This window comes from Curtobacterium sp. MCPF17_031 (assembly GCF_003234035.1).
Classification (GTDB): domain Bacteria; phylum Actinomycetota; class Actinomycetes; order Actinomycetales; family Microbacteriaceae; genus Curtobacterium.
Map to the genome: position 1 here is coordinate 214,313 of NZ_QKSG01000002.1, position 16,437 is coordinate 230,749.

14 protein-coding genes and 1 pseudogene are annotated in these 16,437 nt (G+C 71.1%); 8 read left to right on the forward strand and 7 right to left on the reverse strand.

Annotation, left to right across the window (positions count from 1 at the left end):
• Positions 1-26: 26 nt before the first annotated feature.
• The 4 genes from iolB to iolC are packed head-to-tail and all read right to left on the reverse strand — an operon-like array spanning position 27 to position 4,485.
• Positions 27-920, reverse strand: a complete 894-nt coding sequence (gene iolB / locus DEJ31_RS04040; RefSeq protein ID WP_110903327.1) for a 5-deoxy-glucuronate isomerase — start codon at positions 918-920, stop codon at positions 27-29.
• Between the two features lie 7 nt (positions 921-927).
• Positions 928-2,469: a CoA-acylating methylmalonate-semialdehyde dehydrogenase gene (locus tag DEJ31_RS04045; RefSeq protein WP_110903328.1), complete on the reverse strand. Its 1,542-nt coding sequence runs from the start codon at positions 2,467-2,469 to the stop codon at positions 928-930.
• The gene (locus DEJ31_RS04050; protein ID WP_110903329.1) at positions 2,466-3,455 is read right to left on the reverse strand and encodes a class I fructose-bisphosphate aldolase; all 990 of its coding nucleotides are present in this window, start codon (positions 3,453-3,455) and stop codon (positions 2,466-2,468) included. Before DEJ31_RS04050 ends, DEJ31_RS04045 begins: the two co-directional genes overlap by 4 nt.
• Entirely contained in the window at positions 3,448-4,485 is a 1,038-nt protein-coding gene (iolC, locus tag DEJ31_RS04055) for a 5-dehydro-2-deoxygluconokinase (RefSeq protein ID WP_111044631.1), read from the reverse strand. Before iolC ends, DEJ31_RS04050 begins: the two co-directional genes overlap by 8 nt.
• A gap of 150 nt (positions 4,486-4,635) precedes the next feature.
• Between iolC and rmuC the strand changes: the two genes are divergently transcribed.
• On the forward strand, positions 4,636-5,895 hold the full coding sequence (gene rmuC / locus DEJ31_RS04060) for a DNA recombination protein RmuC (RefSeq protein WP_111121367.1): 1,260 nt from the start codon (positions 4,636-4,638) through the stop codon (positions 5,893-5,895).
• Between the two features lie 197 nt (positions 5,896-6,092).
• On the opposite strand, the gene glpX is transcribed toward rmuC, so the two are convergent.
• The gene (gene glpX / locus DEJ31_RS04065; RefSeq protein ID WP_110903331.1) at positions 6,093-7,082 is read right to left on the reverse strand and encodes a class II fructose-bisphosphatase; all 990 of its coding nucleotides are present in this window, start codon (positions 7,080-7,082) and stop codon (positions 6,093-6,095) included.
• Positions 7,083-7,238: 156 nt separating this feature from the next.
• Here glpX and fbaA point away from each other — a divergent pair, with 156 nt between their 5' ends.
• Together fbaA and DEJ31_RS04075 are read left to right on the forward strand one after the other, a co-directional pair.
• Positions 7,239-8,267: a class II fructose-bisphosphate aldolase gene (gene fbaA, locus DEJ31_RS04070; RefSeq protein WP_111121256.1), complete on the forward strand. Its 1,029-nt coding sequence runs from the start codon at positions 7,239-7,241 to the stop codon at positions 8,265-8,267.
• Between the two features lie 108 nt (positions 8,268-8,375).
• The gene (locus tag DEJ31_RS04075; protein WP_110903333.1) at positions 8,376-9,635 is read left to right on the forward strand and encodes a M18 family aminopeptidase; all 1,260 of its coding nucleotides are present in this window, start codon (positions 8,376-8,378) and stop codon (positions 9,633-9,635) included.
• Positions 9,636-9,692: 57 nt separating this feature from the next.
• On the opposite strand, the gene DEJ31_RS17110 is transcribed toward DEJ31_RS04075, so the two are convergent.
• Together DEJ31_RS17110 and DEJ31_RS04090 are read right to left on the reverse strand one after the other, a co-directional pair.
• Complete coding sequence (locus DEJ31_RS17110; RefSeq protein WP_181427412.1) at positions 9,693-10,526, reverse strand: DUF6264 family protein; 834 nt, start codon at positions 10,524-10,526, stop codon at positions 9,693-9,695.
• Positions 10,523-11,587 carry a 4-hydroxy-3-methylbut-2-enyl diphosphate reductase gene (locus tag DEJ31_RS04090; RefSeq protein WP_110903335.1) on the reverse strand — a complete coding sequence of 355 codons (1,065 nt, stop codon included), beginning with the start codon at positions 11,585-11,587 and terminating at the stop codon, positions 10,523-10,525. The genes DEJ31_RS17110 and DEJ31_RS04090 overlap by 4 nt, the downstream gene beginning before the upstream one ends.
• Before the next feature lie 124 nt (positions 11,588-11,711).
• On the opposite strand from DEJ31_RS04090, the pseudogene xseA reads away from it, so the two are divergent.
• From xseA to DEJ31_RS04115, 5 genes and pseudogenes are all read left to right on the forward strand, one after another.
• Positions 11,712-12,990, forward strand: a pseudogene (gene xseA / locus DEJ31_RS04095) (exodeoxyribonuclease VII large subunit); the annotation flags it as partial.
• 98 nt (positions 12,991-13,088) lie between these two features.
• Positions 13,089-13,352, forward strand: a complete 264-nt coding sequence (locus DEJ31_RS04100; RefSeq protein WP_110903337.1) for an exodeoxyribonuclease VII small subunit — start codon at positions 13,089-13,091, stop codon at positions 13,350-13,352.
• Positions 13,349-13,987, forward strand: coding sequence for a DUF4245 domain-containing protein (locus DEJ31_RS04105; protein WP_111121257.1), 639 nt, complete (start codon positions 13,349-13,351; stop codon positions 13,985-13,987). The genes DEJ31_RS04100 and DEJ31_RS04105 overlap by 4 nt, the downstream gene beginning before the upstream one ends.
• Positions 13,988-14,080: 93 nt before the next feature.
• Positions 14,081-14,695 (forward strand): carbonic anhydrase, encoded by a 615-nt coding sequence (locus DEJ31_RS04110; protein ID WP_110903339.1) that lies wholly within the window; start codon positions 14,081-14,083, stop codon positions 14,693-14,695.
• Positions 14,696-14,798: 103 nt separating this feature from the next.
• Positions 14,799-16,211: an aspartate ammonia-lyase gene (locus tag DEJ31_RS04115; RefSeq protein ID WP_110903395.1), complete on the forward strand. Its 1,413-nt coding sequence runs from the start codon at positions 14,799-14,801 to the stop codon at positions 16,209-16,211.
• The last annotated feature ends 226 nt before the right edge of the window (positions 16,212-16,437 follow it).

The following is a 16,437-nucleotide window of genomic DNA, read 5'->3' on the forward strand; positions in this document are numbered from 1 at the left end:
CGGTCCGGGCTGGCGCTGTGTCGTGGTCACACGTCCTCCTTCAGGTAGGGCAGGCGGGGGTCGAGCGACTCGGACTCCCAGAGCTGACGGACCCACCCGTGGGCGGGGTCGTCGGTGATGTTCCAGACGCGTTCCGGGCCGGGCCCGGCCATCACGTTGAGGTAGTACATGTCGTAGCCCGGGGCGGCGACGGCGGGTCCGTGCCAGCCGTACGGCACGAGTGCGATGTCGCCCGTGCGGACCTGCCGGAACTCGTCGATCGGCCGGTCGTCCGAGGCCGAGGTCCGGTGCAGCGCGAACGGGTCGGCGGCGTCGGGAGCGACGTGCTCGGAGCCACGGGCGACGGCGGACTCGTAGTAGTAGATCTCCTCGAGCTCGGACTCCTGCCCGGGCCGTTCGGTGTCGTGCTTGTGCGCCGGCCACGACGACCAGTTGCCCGCGGGCGTGATCACCTCGCACACGATCAGCCGTGCGGCGTCGAGCGCCGCCGGGGTCCCGAAGTTGTGGACCTGGCGGCTCGACTGCCCGGCACCACGGAGTTCGACGGGCACGTCCTGCCGCGGGATGTACACCGTCGGCTCGACCACGTCGGTGGGGGCCTCGGCGACCGCGAGTCGGCCGGTGCCGGTGATCACCGCGGCGGTCCCCGAGCCGAGGTAGAGGACGTCCGTGGGGCCCTCGAAGACGCTCGTGCGACCCTCGAGCTGCTGCACGGCGTCGCCATGGGTCACGGTGAAGCTGCCGGCGAGCGGCACGACGATCCGTTCGACCGGGGCGGAGTCCAGCCGCAGCGAGCCACCGTCCGTCAGAGTCCCGGTCCGGAGGCCGGTGTGCGCCCACCCCGGCACCCGGCCGTCGACCACGTCGGTCCAGCCGTCTTCCGGCCGGCTGCCCCGCGGGTTGAACCAGTTGTCGGTCATCGTCGGATCAGCCGTTCGAGGGGAAGCCGAGGTTGATGCCGCCGTGCGAGGGGTCGAGCCACCGGGAGGTGATCGCCTTCTGCCGCGTGAAGAAGCTGACGCCGTCCGCGCCGTAGGCCTTGTGGTCGCCGAACAGCGAGTTCTTCCACCCGCCGAACGAGTAGTAGGCCACCGGCACCGGGATCGGCACGTTGATGCCGATCATGCCCACCTGCACGTCCCGCTGGAAGCGCCGGGCGGCGCCGCCGTCGTTCGTGAAGATCGCGGTGCCGTTGCCGAAGGCGCCCGAGTTGATGAGCTCCAGGCCCTCTTCGTAGGTGGCGACCCGGACGACGGCGAGCACCGGACCGAAGATCTCCTCGGTGTAGACGCGGCTCGAGGTCGGCACCTCGTCGATGAGGGTCGGGCCGAGCCAGAAGCCGTTCTCGTCGCCGTCCGGACGGACGGTGCGGCCGTCCACCACGATGACCGCACCGTCCTGCTCTGCGACCTCGATGTACGAGGCGACCTTGTCCCGGTGCTGCTCGGTGACGAGTGGTCCCATGTCGCAGCCGCGGCGGCCGTCACCGATGCGCAGCGTGGCGGCGCGCTCGGCGATCTTCGCGACGAGCTCGTCGGCGACGGGCTCCACCGCGACGACGACGGAGATCGCCATGCAGCGCTCCCCCGCTGAACCGAAGCCCGCGTTGATGGCGTTGTCCGCGACCAGGTCGAGGTCGGCGTCCGGCAGCACCAGCATGTGGTTCTTCGCGCCGCCGAGGGCCTGCACGCGCTTGCCGTGCTTCGTCCCGGTCTCGTAGACGTACTGCGCGATCGGGGTCGAACCGACGAAGGAGATCGACTCGACGTCGGGACTGGTCAGGAGTCCGTCGACCGCGACCTTGTCACCGTTCAGGACCGTGAACACCCCGGGCGGCAGTCCGGCCTCGGTGAACTTCGACGCCAGCCAGATGGCCGCGGACGGGTCCTTCTCGCTCGGCTTCAGCACGACGGTGTTGCCGGCGGCGATGGCGATCGGCAGGAACCAGAGCGGCACCATCGCCGGGAAGTTGAACGGGCTGATGATCCCCACGACACCGAGTGGCTGTCGGATCGAGTACACGTCGATGCCGGTCGACACCTGGTCGGAGAACTCGCCCTTGAGCAGCTGCGGGATGCTCGTCGCCAGCTCGACGACCTCTTGCCCGCGGGCGATCTCGCCCAGCGCGTCGGACACGACCTTGCCGTGCTCGCTCGTGATGATCTCGGCGAGCTCGGCCTTGTCGCGGTTCAGGATCTCGCGGAACGAGAACATGATCTGCTGGCGCTTCGTCAGCGACAGCTCACTCCAAGCGGGGAAGGCGGCCTTCGCGCTGGCGATCGCCGTCTGGATCTCCTGCTCGTCTGCGAGGGCGACCTGCTTCGTCACGACTCCGAGGGCGGGGTCGTAGACCGGCGCGGTGCGTCCGGACGTGGACGCGACGTGCGCGCCGTCGATCCAGTGCCCGACGACCGGGCTGTCGGTGCTGGTGGAGTCGGACACGGTCGTGGTGGATCCCGTGGTGGTCATGCGTTGCTTCCTTCCGAGACGGGCTCGTTGATGCTCGCGGAACCGACGGGCCCCGCAGAGGAGTCATGGGGATCTGTGGAGAGATCCGTGTGCTGGGTCCCGCTGTGGACGAGCCCTGCGGCCACGTCGACCGCTCCCGCCACGTCGCCGTCCGACGGGTAGAGGAGCGTCCTGCCGACGACCAGGCCGCGGACGCCCGGCAGCGCGAGGGCATCGGCCCACTTCGCGTAGGTCTCGAGCGGACGGGCCGACGGGTCACCGCCGAGCAGGAGCGTCGGCAGCGTCGTCGCGGCCATCACCCGCTCCATGTCGTCGACGACCGGGATCTTCAGCCAGCTGTAGGCGCTCGACTCGCCGAGGCCCGCGGCGATCGCCATCGAGGTGATCACCGCCTCCGCCGACAGGTCGTTCACGACGGCGCCGTCACGACGGTCGGACATGAACGGCTCCAGCATGATCGGCAGGCGGCGTGCGGCCGACTCCGTCACGGCCTTCGCGGTGGCCTCCAACGTCGGGGCGGTGCCGGCGTCCGACAGGGCCACGCGGATGAGCAGCTTCGCGAAGTCGAACCCGGAGTCCGCGATCGATGCTGCCGAGTACGCCGTGTAGCGGTCGTCCATCTCGAAGGTCGCTCCCCGGAGTCCTCCGCGGTTCATCGACCCGACGACCACCTTGTCGTCGAGTGCCCCGAGGAGCGCCAGGTCCTCCAGGATGTCGGGGGTCCCGAGGACCCCGTCGACGCCGGGGCGGCCGAGGGCCACGACGAGGCGTTCGAGCAGGTCGTAGCGGTCCGCCATCGCGGCCGGGTCGTCCCGCACCGCGAGCGCGCCACGGGCGGGGTGGTCCGCTGCCACGATGAAGAGCTTGCCGTCCTCGCCCAGGAGGGGGCGCCTCCGTCGCGACGCGAGCACCGAGGCGATCCGCTCGGGGTGACCGGCGCGCGTGTCACGCAGGCGGTCGAAGTCGGAAGTGGTCAGCTCAGGCACGGAGAGCCTCCTCGGTGCTGGTTCCCTCGGTGTTGCTTCCCTCGGTCGCCGTGCCCTGCGTCGGGTTGCTCCGCAGGAAGGCGTCGATCTCGTCGCTCGTCGGCATCGCCGTCGAGCACTCGAACCGGGTCGCGACGATCGCACCGGCCGCGTTCGCGAACGACAGGATCCGTTCGAGCCCCCAGCCCTGCAGCAGCCCGTGGGTGAGCGCGCCCCCGAAACCGTCGCCCGAGCCGAGCCCGTTGACGACGTCGACGTGGTGCGGACGGACCTCGACGAACTCGTCACGGGTCTTCGCCAGGACGCCCTTCGGCCCCTGCTTGACGATCGCGATCTCGACCCCGCGCTCCAGCAGGGCGTCGGCCGCGCGCACCGGGTCGGTCTCACCGACGGCGACCTCGCACTCCTCGCGGTTGCCGACCGCGACGGTGGCGTGCTCGAGGGCGACGGAGACCTCCCGCGTGGCGGCGGCCGGGGTCGACCAGAACATCGACCGGTAGTCGAGGTCCAGGACGGTGTGCACCTTCGTGGTGTGCTCGGACGCGCTCCGTGCCGCGTACGCGACGTGGTGCGCGGTCCGGCTCGGTTCTTCGCTGAGTCCGGTGACGGTCGTCCAGAACACCCGCGCCCGCTCGATCTCGTGCAGCGGCAGGCTCTTCGCGGTGATCATCAGGTCCGGCGCCTTGGGCGCACGGTAGAAGTAGAGCGGGAAGTCGTCCGGCGGGAACACCTCGCAGAACGCGACCGGTGTGTTCAGGCCGTCGACCGTGGCGACGAAGTCGTTGGCGACGCCGAACTCGGGCAGCGTGCGGGCGATGTACCGGCCGAACGGGTCGTCACCGGTGCGGGTGATGACGGCGGTGTCCGCGCCGTGCCGGGCCGCCGCGATCGCGACGTTCGTGGCGCTGCCACCCACTGACTTCGAGAACGTCTCGACGTCTTCGAGGGGGCCGGTCTGCTGCGGGTAGATGTCGACGCTGACGCGTCCCATCGTGATCACGTCGTAGGCGTGCGGTGCTTCGATCGTCATGCGACAGCAGGACCTTCCGTGCGGCTTCATCGTCGGACGAGCACGACTGTACACGACCCTTGGCCTAATGTCATGACATGGGTTGCGATCCACGTCGCCGCCGCGCCGGACGGGAGGCCCGGTGTCGGTGGGTCCTGCCAGGGTCGCGTCATGCAGATCCTCGCCCTGGTCATCGGCCTCGTGCTCGGCGCCGTCGTCGGTGCCCTCGTCGCGTGGACGCTCGCCAAGTCCCGTGCCGGCGTCGACGCGGCGGTAGCCCGCGCCACCGCCGAGGCGCTGCGGTCCCAGCTCGAGGAATCGCGGAACGACGCCGACGACCGGCTCGACGCGCAGGACACGCAGTACCGACGGCAGGTCGAATCCCTCGAGCGCCGAGCCGCCGAACTGGAGCACCTCGTACAGCGGTTGCACGGCGCGGAGTCCGCTCGGGCGCAGGACGAGTCGAAGGTGCTCACGGCGCTGAGCCCGGTCGCCGACACCCTGCAGGTGATGCGCGAGAAGATCGCCGAACTCGAACGCTCCCGCAGCGAGCAGTACGGCGCGATCTCGGCCCAGCTCCGGTCTGCCGCCGAGTCCGAGGAACGGCTCCGAGCGACCGCCGAGACCCTCGCCGGCGCCCTGTCGTCGAACAGCACCCGTGGGATGTGGGGCGAGACGCAGCTCCGCAACGTGGTCGAGGCGGCCGGTCTGCTCGAACGCGTCGACTTCGACGTGCAGTCCGCCGTGACCACCTCCGCCGGCGCTGCCCGACCGGACATGATCGTGCACCTCCCCGGCGGCAAGTCGATCGCCGTCGACGCCAAGGTGCCCTTCGCCGCGTACCTGCAGGCGTCCGAGATCCCGGCCAGCGCCACCGGTGCCGAGGCCGCACGTCGTGACCAGCTGATGGCGCAGCACGTCAAGGCGCTCCGGGGCCACGTCGACGCCCTCGCCGCGCGGGAGTACTGGTCCGGTTACGACGCCTCACCGGAGCTGACCGTGGCGTTCATCCCGTCCGAGTCGCTCATCGCCAGTGCACTCGCCGCCGACCCCGGACTGCTCGACCACGCCTTCCGGAAGCGCGTGGCGCTGGCCTCCCCCGTGACGCTGTGGTCGGTGCTGAAGACCGTGGCGTTCTCGTGGCAGCAGGACGTCGTCACGCAGGAAGCGCGGGAGCTGTTCACGATCTCCCGTGAACTGCACGGGCGACTGGCGACGATGGCCACCCACGTCGACAAGCTCGGCCGGTCCATCCGGGGCAGCGTCGTCGACTACAACCGCTTCGTGGGCTCGCTCGAGCGGCAGGTGCTGCCGAGCGCCCGACGGCTGTCACTGCTCGACGAGTCCAAGGTGATCGCGGACCCGACGAGCATCGAGGACGAGCCGCGGTTGCTGACGGCGCCGGAGCTCGTCAGCGCGACGGAGGACTGAGCGCGGCGGCGCGACGCCCGCCCCGGGTGCCGTTGCCCGGTGCCGTTGCCCGATGCCGGCCGGCCCCAGCACAACAGGAACCCGCTCGAACCACGGGATGCCGTGGCGCGAGCGGGTTCCTGTTGTGCGCAGCTGATCGGCACCGCGGGCCGCAGCGGCAGCCGGTGGCGGGGCCGGGGCGCCGTCGACTCAGCGGATCAGAACCACTTCTCGGCGCGGTGGTCGGCCTGGATACGACGGATGGTGTTCGAGCGGGACCGCAGCACGAGCGAGTCGGTGTGGATGACCCCGCGGGACCGACGCACACCGTCGACGAGCACGCCGTCGGTGACACCGGTCGCGACGAAGAAGGTGTTGTCCCCGGTCACCAGGTCGTCCTGGTCGAGGACCTTGTCCAGGTCGTGGCCGGCGTCGATCGCCTTCTGGCGCTCCTCGTCGTCCTTCGGCTGGAGCTTGCCGAGCAGGACCCCGCCGAGCGCCTTGATCGCGCAGGCCGTGATGATGCCCTCCGGCGTGCCGCCGACGCCGACGCACATGTCGATCGCCGAGCCGGGGAGCGCCGCCGCGATGCCGCCGGCGACGTCACCATCGAGGAGCAGTCGCGTCCCGGCGCCCGTGGCACGGATGGCGCGGATGAGTTCGTCGTGGCGCGGACGGTCGAGCACGGCCACGACCATGTCCTCGAGGTCCTTGCCCTTCGCCTCTGCCAGCGCCCGGATGTTGTCGCCGATCGGCTTGTCGAGGTCCAGGACCCCGCGGCCCTCGGGACCTGCGGCGATCTTGTCCATGTAGAACACGGCCGACGGGTCGTACATCGAACCGCGGTCGGAGACGGCCATCACGGAGATGGCGTTCTGGCGGCCAGCGGCGGTGAGCGAGGTGCCGTCGATCGGGTCGACGGCGATGTCGCACGCGGGACCGTGGCCGTTGCCGACGTGCTCGCCGTTGTAGAGCATCGGGGCGTTGTCCTTCTCGCCCTCTCCGATGACGACCACGCCGTCGAAGTTCACTGTGCCGAGGAACTTCCGCATCGCGTCCACCGCGGCACCGTCGGCGAGGTTCTTCTCACCCCGACCGACCCACGGCTGCGCACGGATCGCGGCGGCCTCCGTCGCACGCACGAGCTCGAGCGCGAGGTTGCGGTCGGGCTGGAGGAACAGGGAGCCGGTCTCAGTCGTGGGAGTCACACCCCCCAGCGTACCGAGCGCCGACCGTCCGGCCTCCCCTGCGGACGGATGTGCAGAGCGCGATCCGTCCACAGGCACCCGTCACACCCACCACGCACCAACCGGCCCTGACTAGCATCGACCGGGACATCACCGAAGAAGTCGAAGGAGATCCCAGTGCCCATCGCAACGCCGGAACAGTACGCCGAGATGATCGACCGCGCGAAGGCCGGGAAGTTCGCCTACCCCGCGGTCAACGTGTCGTCCTCGCAGACCATCAACGCGGTCCTCCAGGGACTGACCGAGGCGGGCTCCGACGGCATCATCCAGGTGACCACCGGCGGGGCGGACTACTTCGCCGGCCAGACCGTCAAGAACCGTGCCGCTGGTGCGCTCGCGATGGCGGCCTTCGCGCACGAGGTGGCGAAGAACTACCCGATCACCGTCGCGCTGCACACGGACCACTGCCCGAAGGACGCCCTCGACGGCTTCGTCCTGCCGCTCATCGCCGCGAGCGAGGAAGAGGTCCGCCAGGGTCGAAACCCCATCTTCCAGTCGCACATGTGGGACGGTTCGGCCGTGCCGCTCGACGAGAACATCGACATCGCCAAGACGATGATCGAGAAGACGCGCAACATCAACGCGATCCTCGAGGTCGAGATCGGCGTCGTCGGCGGCGAAGAGGACGGCGTGCAGCACGAGGGCACGAACGACGCCCTGTACACGACCGCGAACGACGTCGAGCGTGTCGTCGAGGCGCTCGGCATGGGTGACCAGGGCCGCTGGATCGCCGCGCTGACGTTCGGCAACGTGCACGGCGTCTACAAGCCGGGCAACGTCAAGCTCCGCCCCGAGCTCCTCGGCGAGATCCAGGATGCCATCGCCGAGAAGCACGGCACCGGCCAGAACCCGCTCGACCTCGTCTTCCACGGCGGGTCCGGGTCGACCGACGACGAGATCCACGAGGCCGTCCGCAACGGCGTCATCAAGATGAACATCGACACGGACACGCAGTACGCGTTCACACGCTCGATCGCCGGCTCGATGTTCACGAACTACGAAGGCGTCCTCAAGCTCGACGGCGAGGTCGGCAACAAGAAGCAGTACGACCCGCGCGCCTGGGGCAAGGTCGCCGAGTCCGCGATGGCCGCTCGTGTCGTCGAGGCGACGAAGGTCCTCGGTTCGGCGGGACAGTCCCAGAGCTGACGACGGACCGGCCAGGAGGCCCGGGGGCGCGTCCGGCGGACGGGCCCCCGTCTGCGTCCGGGGACGCCCACTGCATGCCGGCTCACGACGGCGTGCCACGATGGTCGGATGACCGTCGACGCCATCGCCAGCGAGTTCGCCCACTTCGTCACGGAGTCCCCCACCGCGTTCCATGCGGCCTCGGTCGCCCGTGACCGTCTGGTCGCCGCCGGCTTCACCGACCTCGACGAGACCCAGGCGTGGCCGACTGGACCAGGTGCCTACGTGGTGGTCCGCGACGGTGCCGTGATCGCCTGGCGCCTCCCGGACGGGGCGACCGCGACGACGCCCTTCCGCATCCTCGGCGCACACACCGACTCCCCCGGCTTCCGGATCAAGCCGAACCCGACGGTCCGCGTCGGCGGCTGGGAGCAGCTGAACGTCGAGGTCTACGGCGGCCCGGTCCTGTCCACCTGGTTCGACCGTGACCTCCGCATCGCCGGACGGGTCGTCCACCGCGACGGCACCACTTCGCTCTTCGACACCGTCGACGGGGTCGCCCGCATCCCGAACCTCGCGATCCACCTCGACCGCGGTGCCAACGACGGTCCGGCACTCGACAAGCAGCGGCACACGCTGCCGATCGTCGGCACCGACGCCGGCACGGGTGGCACCGACGTGATGGAGTGGCTGCGCTCCCGCCTCGGCGAGACCGCCGTCTCGTGGGACCTGTTCTTCGCGGACACGCAGGCCCCGTCGCGGATCGGCATCGACCGGGCGTTCCTGGCCTCGGGCCGGATGGACAACCTGACGAGCGTGCACGCCGGACTGCGCGGGCTGCTCGAGGCCCCGGGTGACGGTGACCACATCCCGGTGTTCGCGGCGTTCGACCACGAGGAGATCGGGTCGTCCTCGCCGTCGGGTGCGGGTGGGCCGTTCCTCGAGGACGTGCTGGCCCGCGTGCAGGAGGGCCTCGGTGCCACCCGGTCCGAGTCCGCCCGTGCCTTCCGTGCCTCGTGGCTGCTGTCGAGCGACGCCGGACACCTGGTGCACCCGAACCACTCCGAGAAGCACGACCCCACCAACCGCCCGCGGCCGGGTGGTGGTCCGCTCCTGAAGATCAGCGCGAACCAGCGCTACATGACCGAGGCGAGGGGCACGGCGGTGTTCGCTGCCGCGTGTGGGACGGCCGGTGTCGACCACCAGCCGTTCGTCAACGTGAACACGATCCCGGGCGGATCGACGATCGGCCCGATCGCGGCGACCCGGCTGGGGATCCCCACGATCGACATCGGCGTCGGCCTGCTGTCGATGCACTCGGTCCGCGAACTGGTGCACGTCGACGACCTCGCCGACCTGCACGCGGCGGTCGCGGCCTTCCTGGCCTGACCTGGGCGGCTCGGGTCACGAGGCCCGGGTCCGGAAGCCCGGTCCGGAGACCCGGGTTCAGCCGCCCGAGGCCTGACGCATCATCGCTGCGACGAAGCCGTCGTCCTGGAACACCACGATGACGAAGACGATCGAGCTGAACACCGTCGCGACGGCACCGCCGAGCAGCGGCACCCAGAAGGTGCGCCTGCCGGCCCGGAGCCGGACGACGGACCACCAGAGCACGAGGGCGAAGACCACGAGCATGCCGACGGCGCTGATCATCGCGGCGCCGTTGAGCGTGCCCGGGTCCTGCAGTTCCGTGTAGTTCGTCTCGAGGGTCTGGCGGACAGTGGAGGCGACCGAGCCGATCGACAGCGACTGCACGACGCTGACCAGTCCCATCGCCAGGAGGACGAACGTCAGGAGCACGTCGACCGGCGATGCACCGAGCCGGCGGACGGACGCGCCCTCCCGCGGGGTCGTTCCCCGACCGCGGTCCCCCTGCGGCGAGCGGGCCGAGCTGTCTGGACGCGCCGTGCCGTTCGAACGCGCTGTGCCGTTCGAGCGCTCGGCGGATGCGACGGCCGACGCGGCGGCGTGATCGCGGTCCCGCTGCTCCTGCCGTTCCTGCTCGACGAGGACGGGGTTGACCCAACCCTCGGGTGCGTACTCCCCGTACTGCGGAGCCGGACGACCGGCCGCACTGGAGACACCGGCCGTGCCGGCCGTCCCGGCTGTACCGGCCGCACCGGCCGCACCGGCCGCGCCGGCTGTACCGGAACCGGCGCCACCACCCTCGGGGTCGACGGACGCGTCGGGGTCGACCCGGGCCTCCCGGCCGTCCACCGCCGTCGTCGTCCGCGGCGGGACCCGGGACCAGCCGTCCGTCCGCGGATCAGGGCCGTTCATCGGGTGCGCCCGCCGAGCGGACGCGTCGGCTTGCCGTCCGCGTCGGTGCGGAGTTCGCGGGGCAACGAGAACATCAGGTCCTCGTGCGCGGTGACGACTTCCTCGACCGCACCGTAGCCGGCGTCGGCGAGCTGTTCGAGGACCTCTGCGACCAGGACCTCCGGCACGGAGGCGCCGCTCGTGACCCCGACGGTCTGCACGCCGTCGAGCCACTCCTGGCGGATCTCCTCGGCGTAGTCCACGCGGTGTGCGTCCTTCGCGCCGTACTCGAGGGCGACGTCGACCAGACGGACGCTGTTCGACGAGTTCGCGGAGCCGACGACGATGACCAGGTCCGCTGCCGGCGCGACCTTCTTGACCGCGACCTGGCGGTTCTGGGTGGCGTAGCAGATGTCGTCGGAGGGCGGGTTCTCGATCGACGGGTACTTCTCGCGCAGGAGCCGCACCGTCTCCATGGTCTCGTCGACGCTCAGGGTGGTCTGCGACAGCCACACGAGGTTGTCCGGGTCGGGGACGTCGAGCGCAGCGACGTCGGCCGGACCGTTCACCAGGATCGTCCGGTCGGGTGCGTGGCCCATGGTGCCCTCGACCTCTTCGTGGCCGGCGTGCCCGATGAGGATGATCGTGCGCTCGGCCTTGGCGAACCGGGTGGCTTCGCGGTGCACCTTGGTGACGAGCGGGCAGGTCGCGTCGATGGCGTGCAGGTCGCGGTCCGCGGCACCGGCCACGACGGCCGGGGAGACGCCGTGCGCGCTGAAGACGACGTGCGATCCACGGGGAACTTCGGCGACGTCGTCGACGAAGACGGCTCCGCGCTGCTCCAGCGTGGACACCACGTGGACGTTGTGGACGATCTGCTTGCGGACGTAGACCGGCTCGCCGTACTGCTCGAGCGCCTTCTCGACGGCGACCACGGCCCGGTCGACGCCGGCGCAGTACCCACGAGGTGCGGCGAGCAGGACCCGCTTGGGTCCGCTCACCGGGACGTCGCGCAGTCGACCGCGCGCTGCGGGGACCCGCGGCGGGGCGAGCGGGACCGAGTGGCCGTTGGTGATCGTCACGTCCCCGATGATAGGTGAGCAGGACCCGCGCAGCCTGGGCACCGACGAGCCTGTGGAGGAGCGTCGCCGCCCGGGATGTCCCCGGTGTCCGGCAGCATGGACCGCACGACGAGAGAGGGGCGCCATGGCGATCGAACAGGGGCCGCCCACGGCAGAGGACCCGTGGCCCGTCGCGCTGCTCGGCGCGAAGCTCCGGGACTGGATCGACCGACTCGGGGTCGCCTGGGTCGAGGGTGAGATCACCCAGTGGAACGTCGCCGGCGGCAACGTCTACGGCAAGCTCAAGGACGTCGAGGTCGACGCCACCGTCTCGTTCTCCATCTGGTCGAGCGTGCGCTCCCGGGTGCCGTCGGACCTCAAGCAGGGCGCCCGTGTCGTCGCCGCCGTGAAGCCGAACTACTGGGTCAAGGGCGGCTCGTTGACCATGCAGGTCGTCGAGATGAAGCACGTGGGGCTCGGGGACCTGCTCGAACGCCTCGAGCGGCTGCGTCGGGCCCTGGCGGAAGAGGGGCTCTTCGACCCCGCGCGCAAGAAGCGTCTGCCGTTCCTGCCGCACCGCATCGGTCTGATCACCGGCAAGGACTCCGACGCCGAGAAGGACGTCAAGCGGAACGCGCAGCTCCGGTGGCCCCAGGTCGAGTTCCGGACCGTGCACACCGCGGTGCAGGGCGACCGAGCCGTCGCCGAGGTCACGGCAGCCATCCAGGAGCTCGACGCCGACCCCACGGTCGACGTCATCATCGTCGCGCGCGGCGGCGGCGACTTCCAGAACCTGCTCGGTTTCAGCGACGAGGGCCTGGTCCGGGCCGCCGCGGCCGCGACGACGCCGATCGTCTCCGCGATCGGGCACGAGGCCGACCGACCGATCCTCGACGAGGTCGCGGACCTCCGCGCCTCCACCCCGACCGACGCGGCGAAGCGCGTGGTCCCGGACGTGGCCGAGGAACTGGCCAACGTCCGGCAGGCCCGCGCCCGGCTCGGGCTGCGGCTCTCGCACACGCTCTCGGTGGAGGCCGACCGGATCGCGGCCCTCCGCTCGCGTCCGGCACTGGCGTCCACCGCCTGGCTCGTGGACACCCGCGCCGAAGAGGTCGCTCGTGACCTCTCGCGCGCCCGGGAACTCCTGGACCGGCGCATCGAGCGCTCCCACTCCGAGGTCGGCCACCTGACCGGTCGGCTCCGCGCCCTGTCCCCGCGGGACACCCTGCGCCGCGGGTACGCGATCGTCCAGACGGACACCGGGGCGGTGGTGCGCGGCGCGACCGACCTCCACGGGGCGACACCGGTGCACGTCACGCTCGGCACGGGGACCGCGGTCGGGACGCTCGAGGCGGACGGGCCCGGTCCCGACGGCTCGGGTTCCTGAGCCGGGAGGCCCGTCCCCACTCCGCCAGGACGCACGCCTCCGCCCCTCCACCACTGCCGTCCTCCACAGGCGCCGTGTCCTCCACGGAGTTGGGCGGCAGCGGCCACGTCGGTGGCGGCTCGGTAGGATCGGCATGTGTCTTCCGAGCAGCAGTCCGAGCAGTCCGACGTCCGCTCGCTGAGCTACGAAGCGGCGCGTGACGAACTCGTCCGTGTCGTCTCCGAGCTCGAGCAGGGGTCGGCGACCCTCGAGCGGTCCCTGGGCCTCTGGGAGCGCGGCGAAGCCCTCGCCGCGCGGTGTGAAGAGTGGCTCGTCGGCGCCCGCGCCCGACTCGACGCGGCCCGCTCCGCGACCGAGAACGGCAGCGCGGACCAGTCCGCAGCGGGAGACGCCCGATGAGCGACCCGGAGACCGGTCGCCCGATCGTCGCCGAACTCGGGCGCCCCGAGACGGCGGAGGAGACCTGGGCGCGCAAGGACACCGCCCGCCGAGCCCGCCGTGAACACCAGACGGCGTTCAACCTCGTGCTGGCGCTCATCGCGTCGCTCGGCATCGTGCTGTTCCTGGTCGCCGTCGTGGTCCGCCCCGACCAGGCCGTCGACCGCTCGGTCGACTACCGACAGGTCGCGCAGCAGGCCGACGTCTCCGGGGCGCTGCTCCTCGTGCCGGACCTGCCGTCGTCGTACACCTCGAACCACGCCGAGTACCAGTCCGGTTCGGCGCGGGGGGTCGCGGTGTGGACCATCGGCCTCCTGACGCCCGACGACCAGTACATCGGCATGCACCAGGGCATCGACGCGAACGACACCTGGATCGCCGACCAGCTCGAGCAGAAGCCCGCGACCGGGTCGCGCACGATCGCCGGGACGAAGTGGACCGTCTACGACCGCCGTGACGAGGGCAAGGGCGCGGGCAACAACGCGTACGCCCTCGTGACCACCTCCGGCAAGGACACCGTGGTGCTCGCCGGCACCGCCGACCAGAAGTCCTTCACGACGGTGGCGACGGCGGTCGGCAAGGAACTCACCCGCTAGGCAGCACCTCCGCCGGCAGTAGCACGCGACCCCGCACACCACCGAGAACCCGAACACCCCCGCGAACCCGAACAGCCCGAGGAACGACACACGATGACCGACCGCGCCGCCTCCACCCCCGCCGACGCCCTGCGACTCCTCGTCGAGGGCAACGCCCGCTTCGCCGCCGACAAGCGCCGCACCGGCCGGATCGACCCCGAGCGCCGCTCCGAGCTGCAGGGCTCCCAGGCCCCGTTCGCGACCGTCCTGGGCTGCTCGGACTCCCGCGTGCCGTTCGAGCACGTCTTCGACGCCGGCATCGGCGACGTCTTCGCGATCCGCAACGCCGGGCAGATCGTGGACGACGTCGTGCTCGGCTCGATCGAGTTCGCCGTCGTCGCGCTCGGCACCCCGCTGGTCGTCGTGCTCCGCCACACCCAGTGCGGCGCCGTCGCTGCCGCACGGTCCGGCGAGCCGGTACCCGCCCCGCACCTGCAGGCCCTCGTCGACGCGATCACCCCGAGCGTCGAGCGGGTCCGCGCCACCGATCCCGACGTCGCCCAGGAGGCCGTCGGGTCTGCGCACCTCGAGTCCAGCCTGAAGGCGATCCTGGACCGGTCGGGCGCCGTCTCCGACGCGATCGCGGACGGTAGGTTGGCCGTGGTCGGCGCGACCTACGACCTCACCACGGGCGAGGTCACGATCGACACCGTCGTCGGACAGGCCTGACCCGATGACGTGACCGCTCCGGCAGCGACGAGCCGCCGGAGCGCCACCGACACCGCCGCGACCGCGACCCGGTGTGAGCACCACGAGGAAGGACCACGACGACGTGACCGACACCACCACCCCCGCTGACGGCGAGTTCCGCATCGAGCACGACACGATGGGCGAGGTGCGGGTCCCCGCGTCGGCCCTCTACCGTGCCCAGACGCAGCGGGCCGTGGAGAACTTCCCGATCTCGGGCACCGGCCTCGAGTCGGCGCAGATCGTGGCCCTCGCCCGCATCAAGCGGGCCGCGGCGCTCGTGAACGGTCGCCTCGGCATCCTCGACGACGCCGTCGCGCAGGCCATCGCCACCGCGGCCGACTCGGTGATCGGTGGCGAGCACCACGACCACTTCCCGGTCGACGTCTACCAGACCGGCAGCGGCACCTCGTCGAACATGAACATGAACGAGGTCCTGGCGACCCTGGCCTCTCGCGTCGCCGACACCGAGGTCCACCCGAACGACCACGTCAACGCGTCACAGTCCTCGAACGACGTCTTCCCCACCTCGGTGCACGTCGCCGTCACCGATGCCCTCATCCGGTCGCTCGTGCCGTCGCTGGAACACCTCGCCGAGTCCCTCGAGCGCAAGGCCGTCGAGTGGGCGGACGCGGTGAAGTCCGGCCGGACGCACCTGATGGACGCCACCCCGGTGACTCTCGGGCAGGAGTTCGGTGGCTACGCGCGACAGATCCGCCTGGGCATCGAGCGGGTGAACGCCACGCTCCCCCGAGTCGCCGAGGTCCCGCTCGGCGGCACCGCCGTCGGCACCGGCATCAACACGCCGAAGGGGTTCCCGCAGCAGGTCATCGCCCAGCTCGCCGAGGACACCGGCCTGCCGATCACCGAGGCCCTCGACCACTTCGAGGCGCAGGGCGCCCGTGACGCCCTCGTCGAGGCCTCCGGCGCGTTGAAGGTCATCGCGGTCAGCCTGACGAAGATCAACAACGACCTGCGCTGGATGGGCTCCGGGCCGAACACGGGCCTCGGCGAGCTGCACATCCCCGACCTGCAGCCGGGCTCGTCGATCATGCCCGGCAAGGTGAACCCGGTCATCCCGGAGGCCACGCTCATGGTCGCCGCCCGGGTGATCGGAAACGACGCCACCGTGTCGTGGGCAGGCGCCTCCGGCTCGTTCGAGCTGAACGTCGCGATCCCGGTGATGGGGACGGCGCTCCTCGAGTCGATCCGACTGCTCGCGAACAGCTCTCGGGTGCTCGCCGACAAGACGGTGGACGGTCTGCAGGCGGACCTCGAGCGGGCGCGTGCCTTCGCGGAGTCCTCGCCGTCGATCGTGACGCCGCTGAACCGGGTCATCGGCTACGAGTCGGCCGCGAAGGTCGCGAAGTACGCCGTCACCGAGGGCCTCACGGTCCGCGAGGCCGTGGTCGCCCTCGGGTTCGTCGAGCGCGGTGAGGTCTCCGAGGAGCAGCTCGACAGCGCCCTCGACGTCCTGAGCATGACGCACCCGAACTGACCGGTCCGCAGGACGCCGGCGTCCGCACGTGACGCCGCCGAGTGCCCGAGACGCCACCGACTTCGGCGGCGTCTCGCACGTCCGGCGCCGTCCCGGGAGCCCGGCGCCGTCTCGCCAGCCCGGCGGCGTCTCGCACCGCGAGGGACGGGAGGCACGGTGCGGGCCCGCACCGCGCCTCCCGCCCGTCCTTGCTGGCGTCCACTGCGCCGCGGCGCGAGGCGGCTGC

Bases quoted from the DNA above. Each gene is read 5' to 3' on its own strand.
- DEJ31_RS04105 (WP_111121257.1), top strand. From the start codon at position 13,349: ATGAGCGACCCGGAGACCGGTCGCCCGATCGTCGCCGAACTCGGGCGC.
- iolB (WP_110903327.1), bottom strand. From the start codon at position 920: ATGACCGACAACTGGTTCAACCCGCGGGGCAGCCGGCCGGAAGACGGC.
- iolC (WP_111044631.1), bottom strand. From the start codon at position 4,485: ATGACGATCGAAGCACCGCACGCCTACGACGTGATCACGATGGGACGC.
- rmuC (WP_111121367.1), top strand. From the start codon at position 4,636: ATGCAGATCCTCGCCCTGGTCATCGGCCTCGTGCTCGGCGCCGTCGTC.
- DEJ31_RS04045 (WP_110903328.1), bottom strand. From the start codon at position 2,469: ATGACCACCACGGGATCCACCACGACCGTGTCCGACTCCACCAGCACC.
- DEJ31_RS04075 (WP_110903333.1), top strand. From the start codon at position 8,376: ATGACCGTCGACGCCATCGCCAGCGAGTTCGCCCACTTCGTCACGGAG.
- DEJ31_RS04110 (WP_110903339.1), top strand. From the start codon at position 14,081: ATGACCGACCGCGCCGCCTCCACCCCCGCCGACGCCCTGCGACTCCTC.
- DEJ31_RS17110 (WP_181427412.1), bottom strand. From the start codon at position 10,526: ATGAACGGCCCTGATCCGCGGACGGACGGCTGGTCCCGGGTCCCGCCG.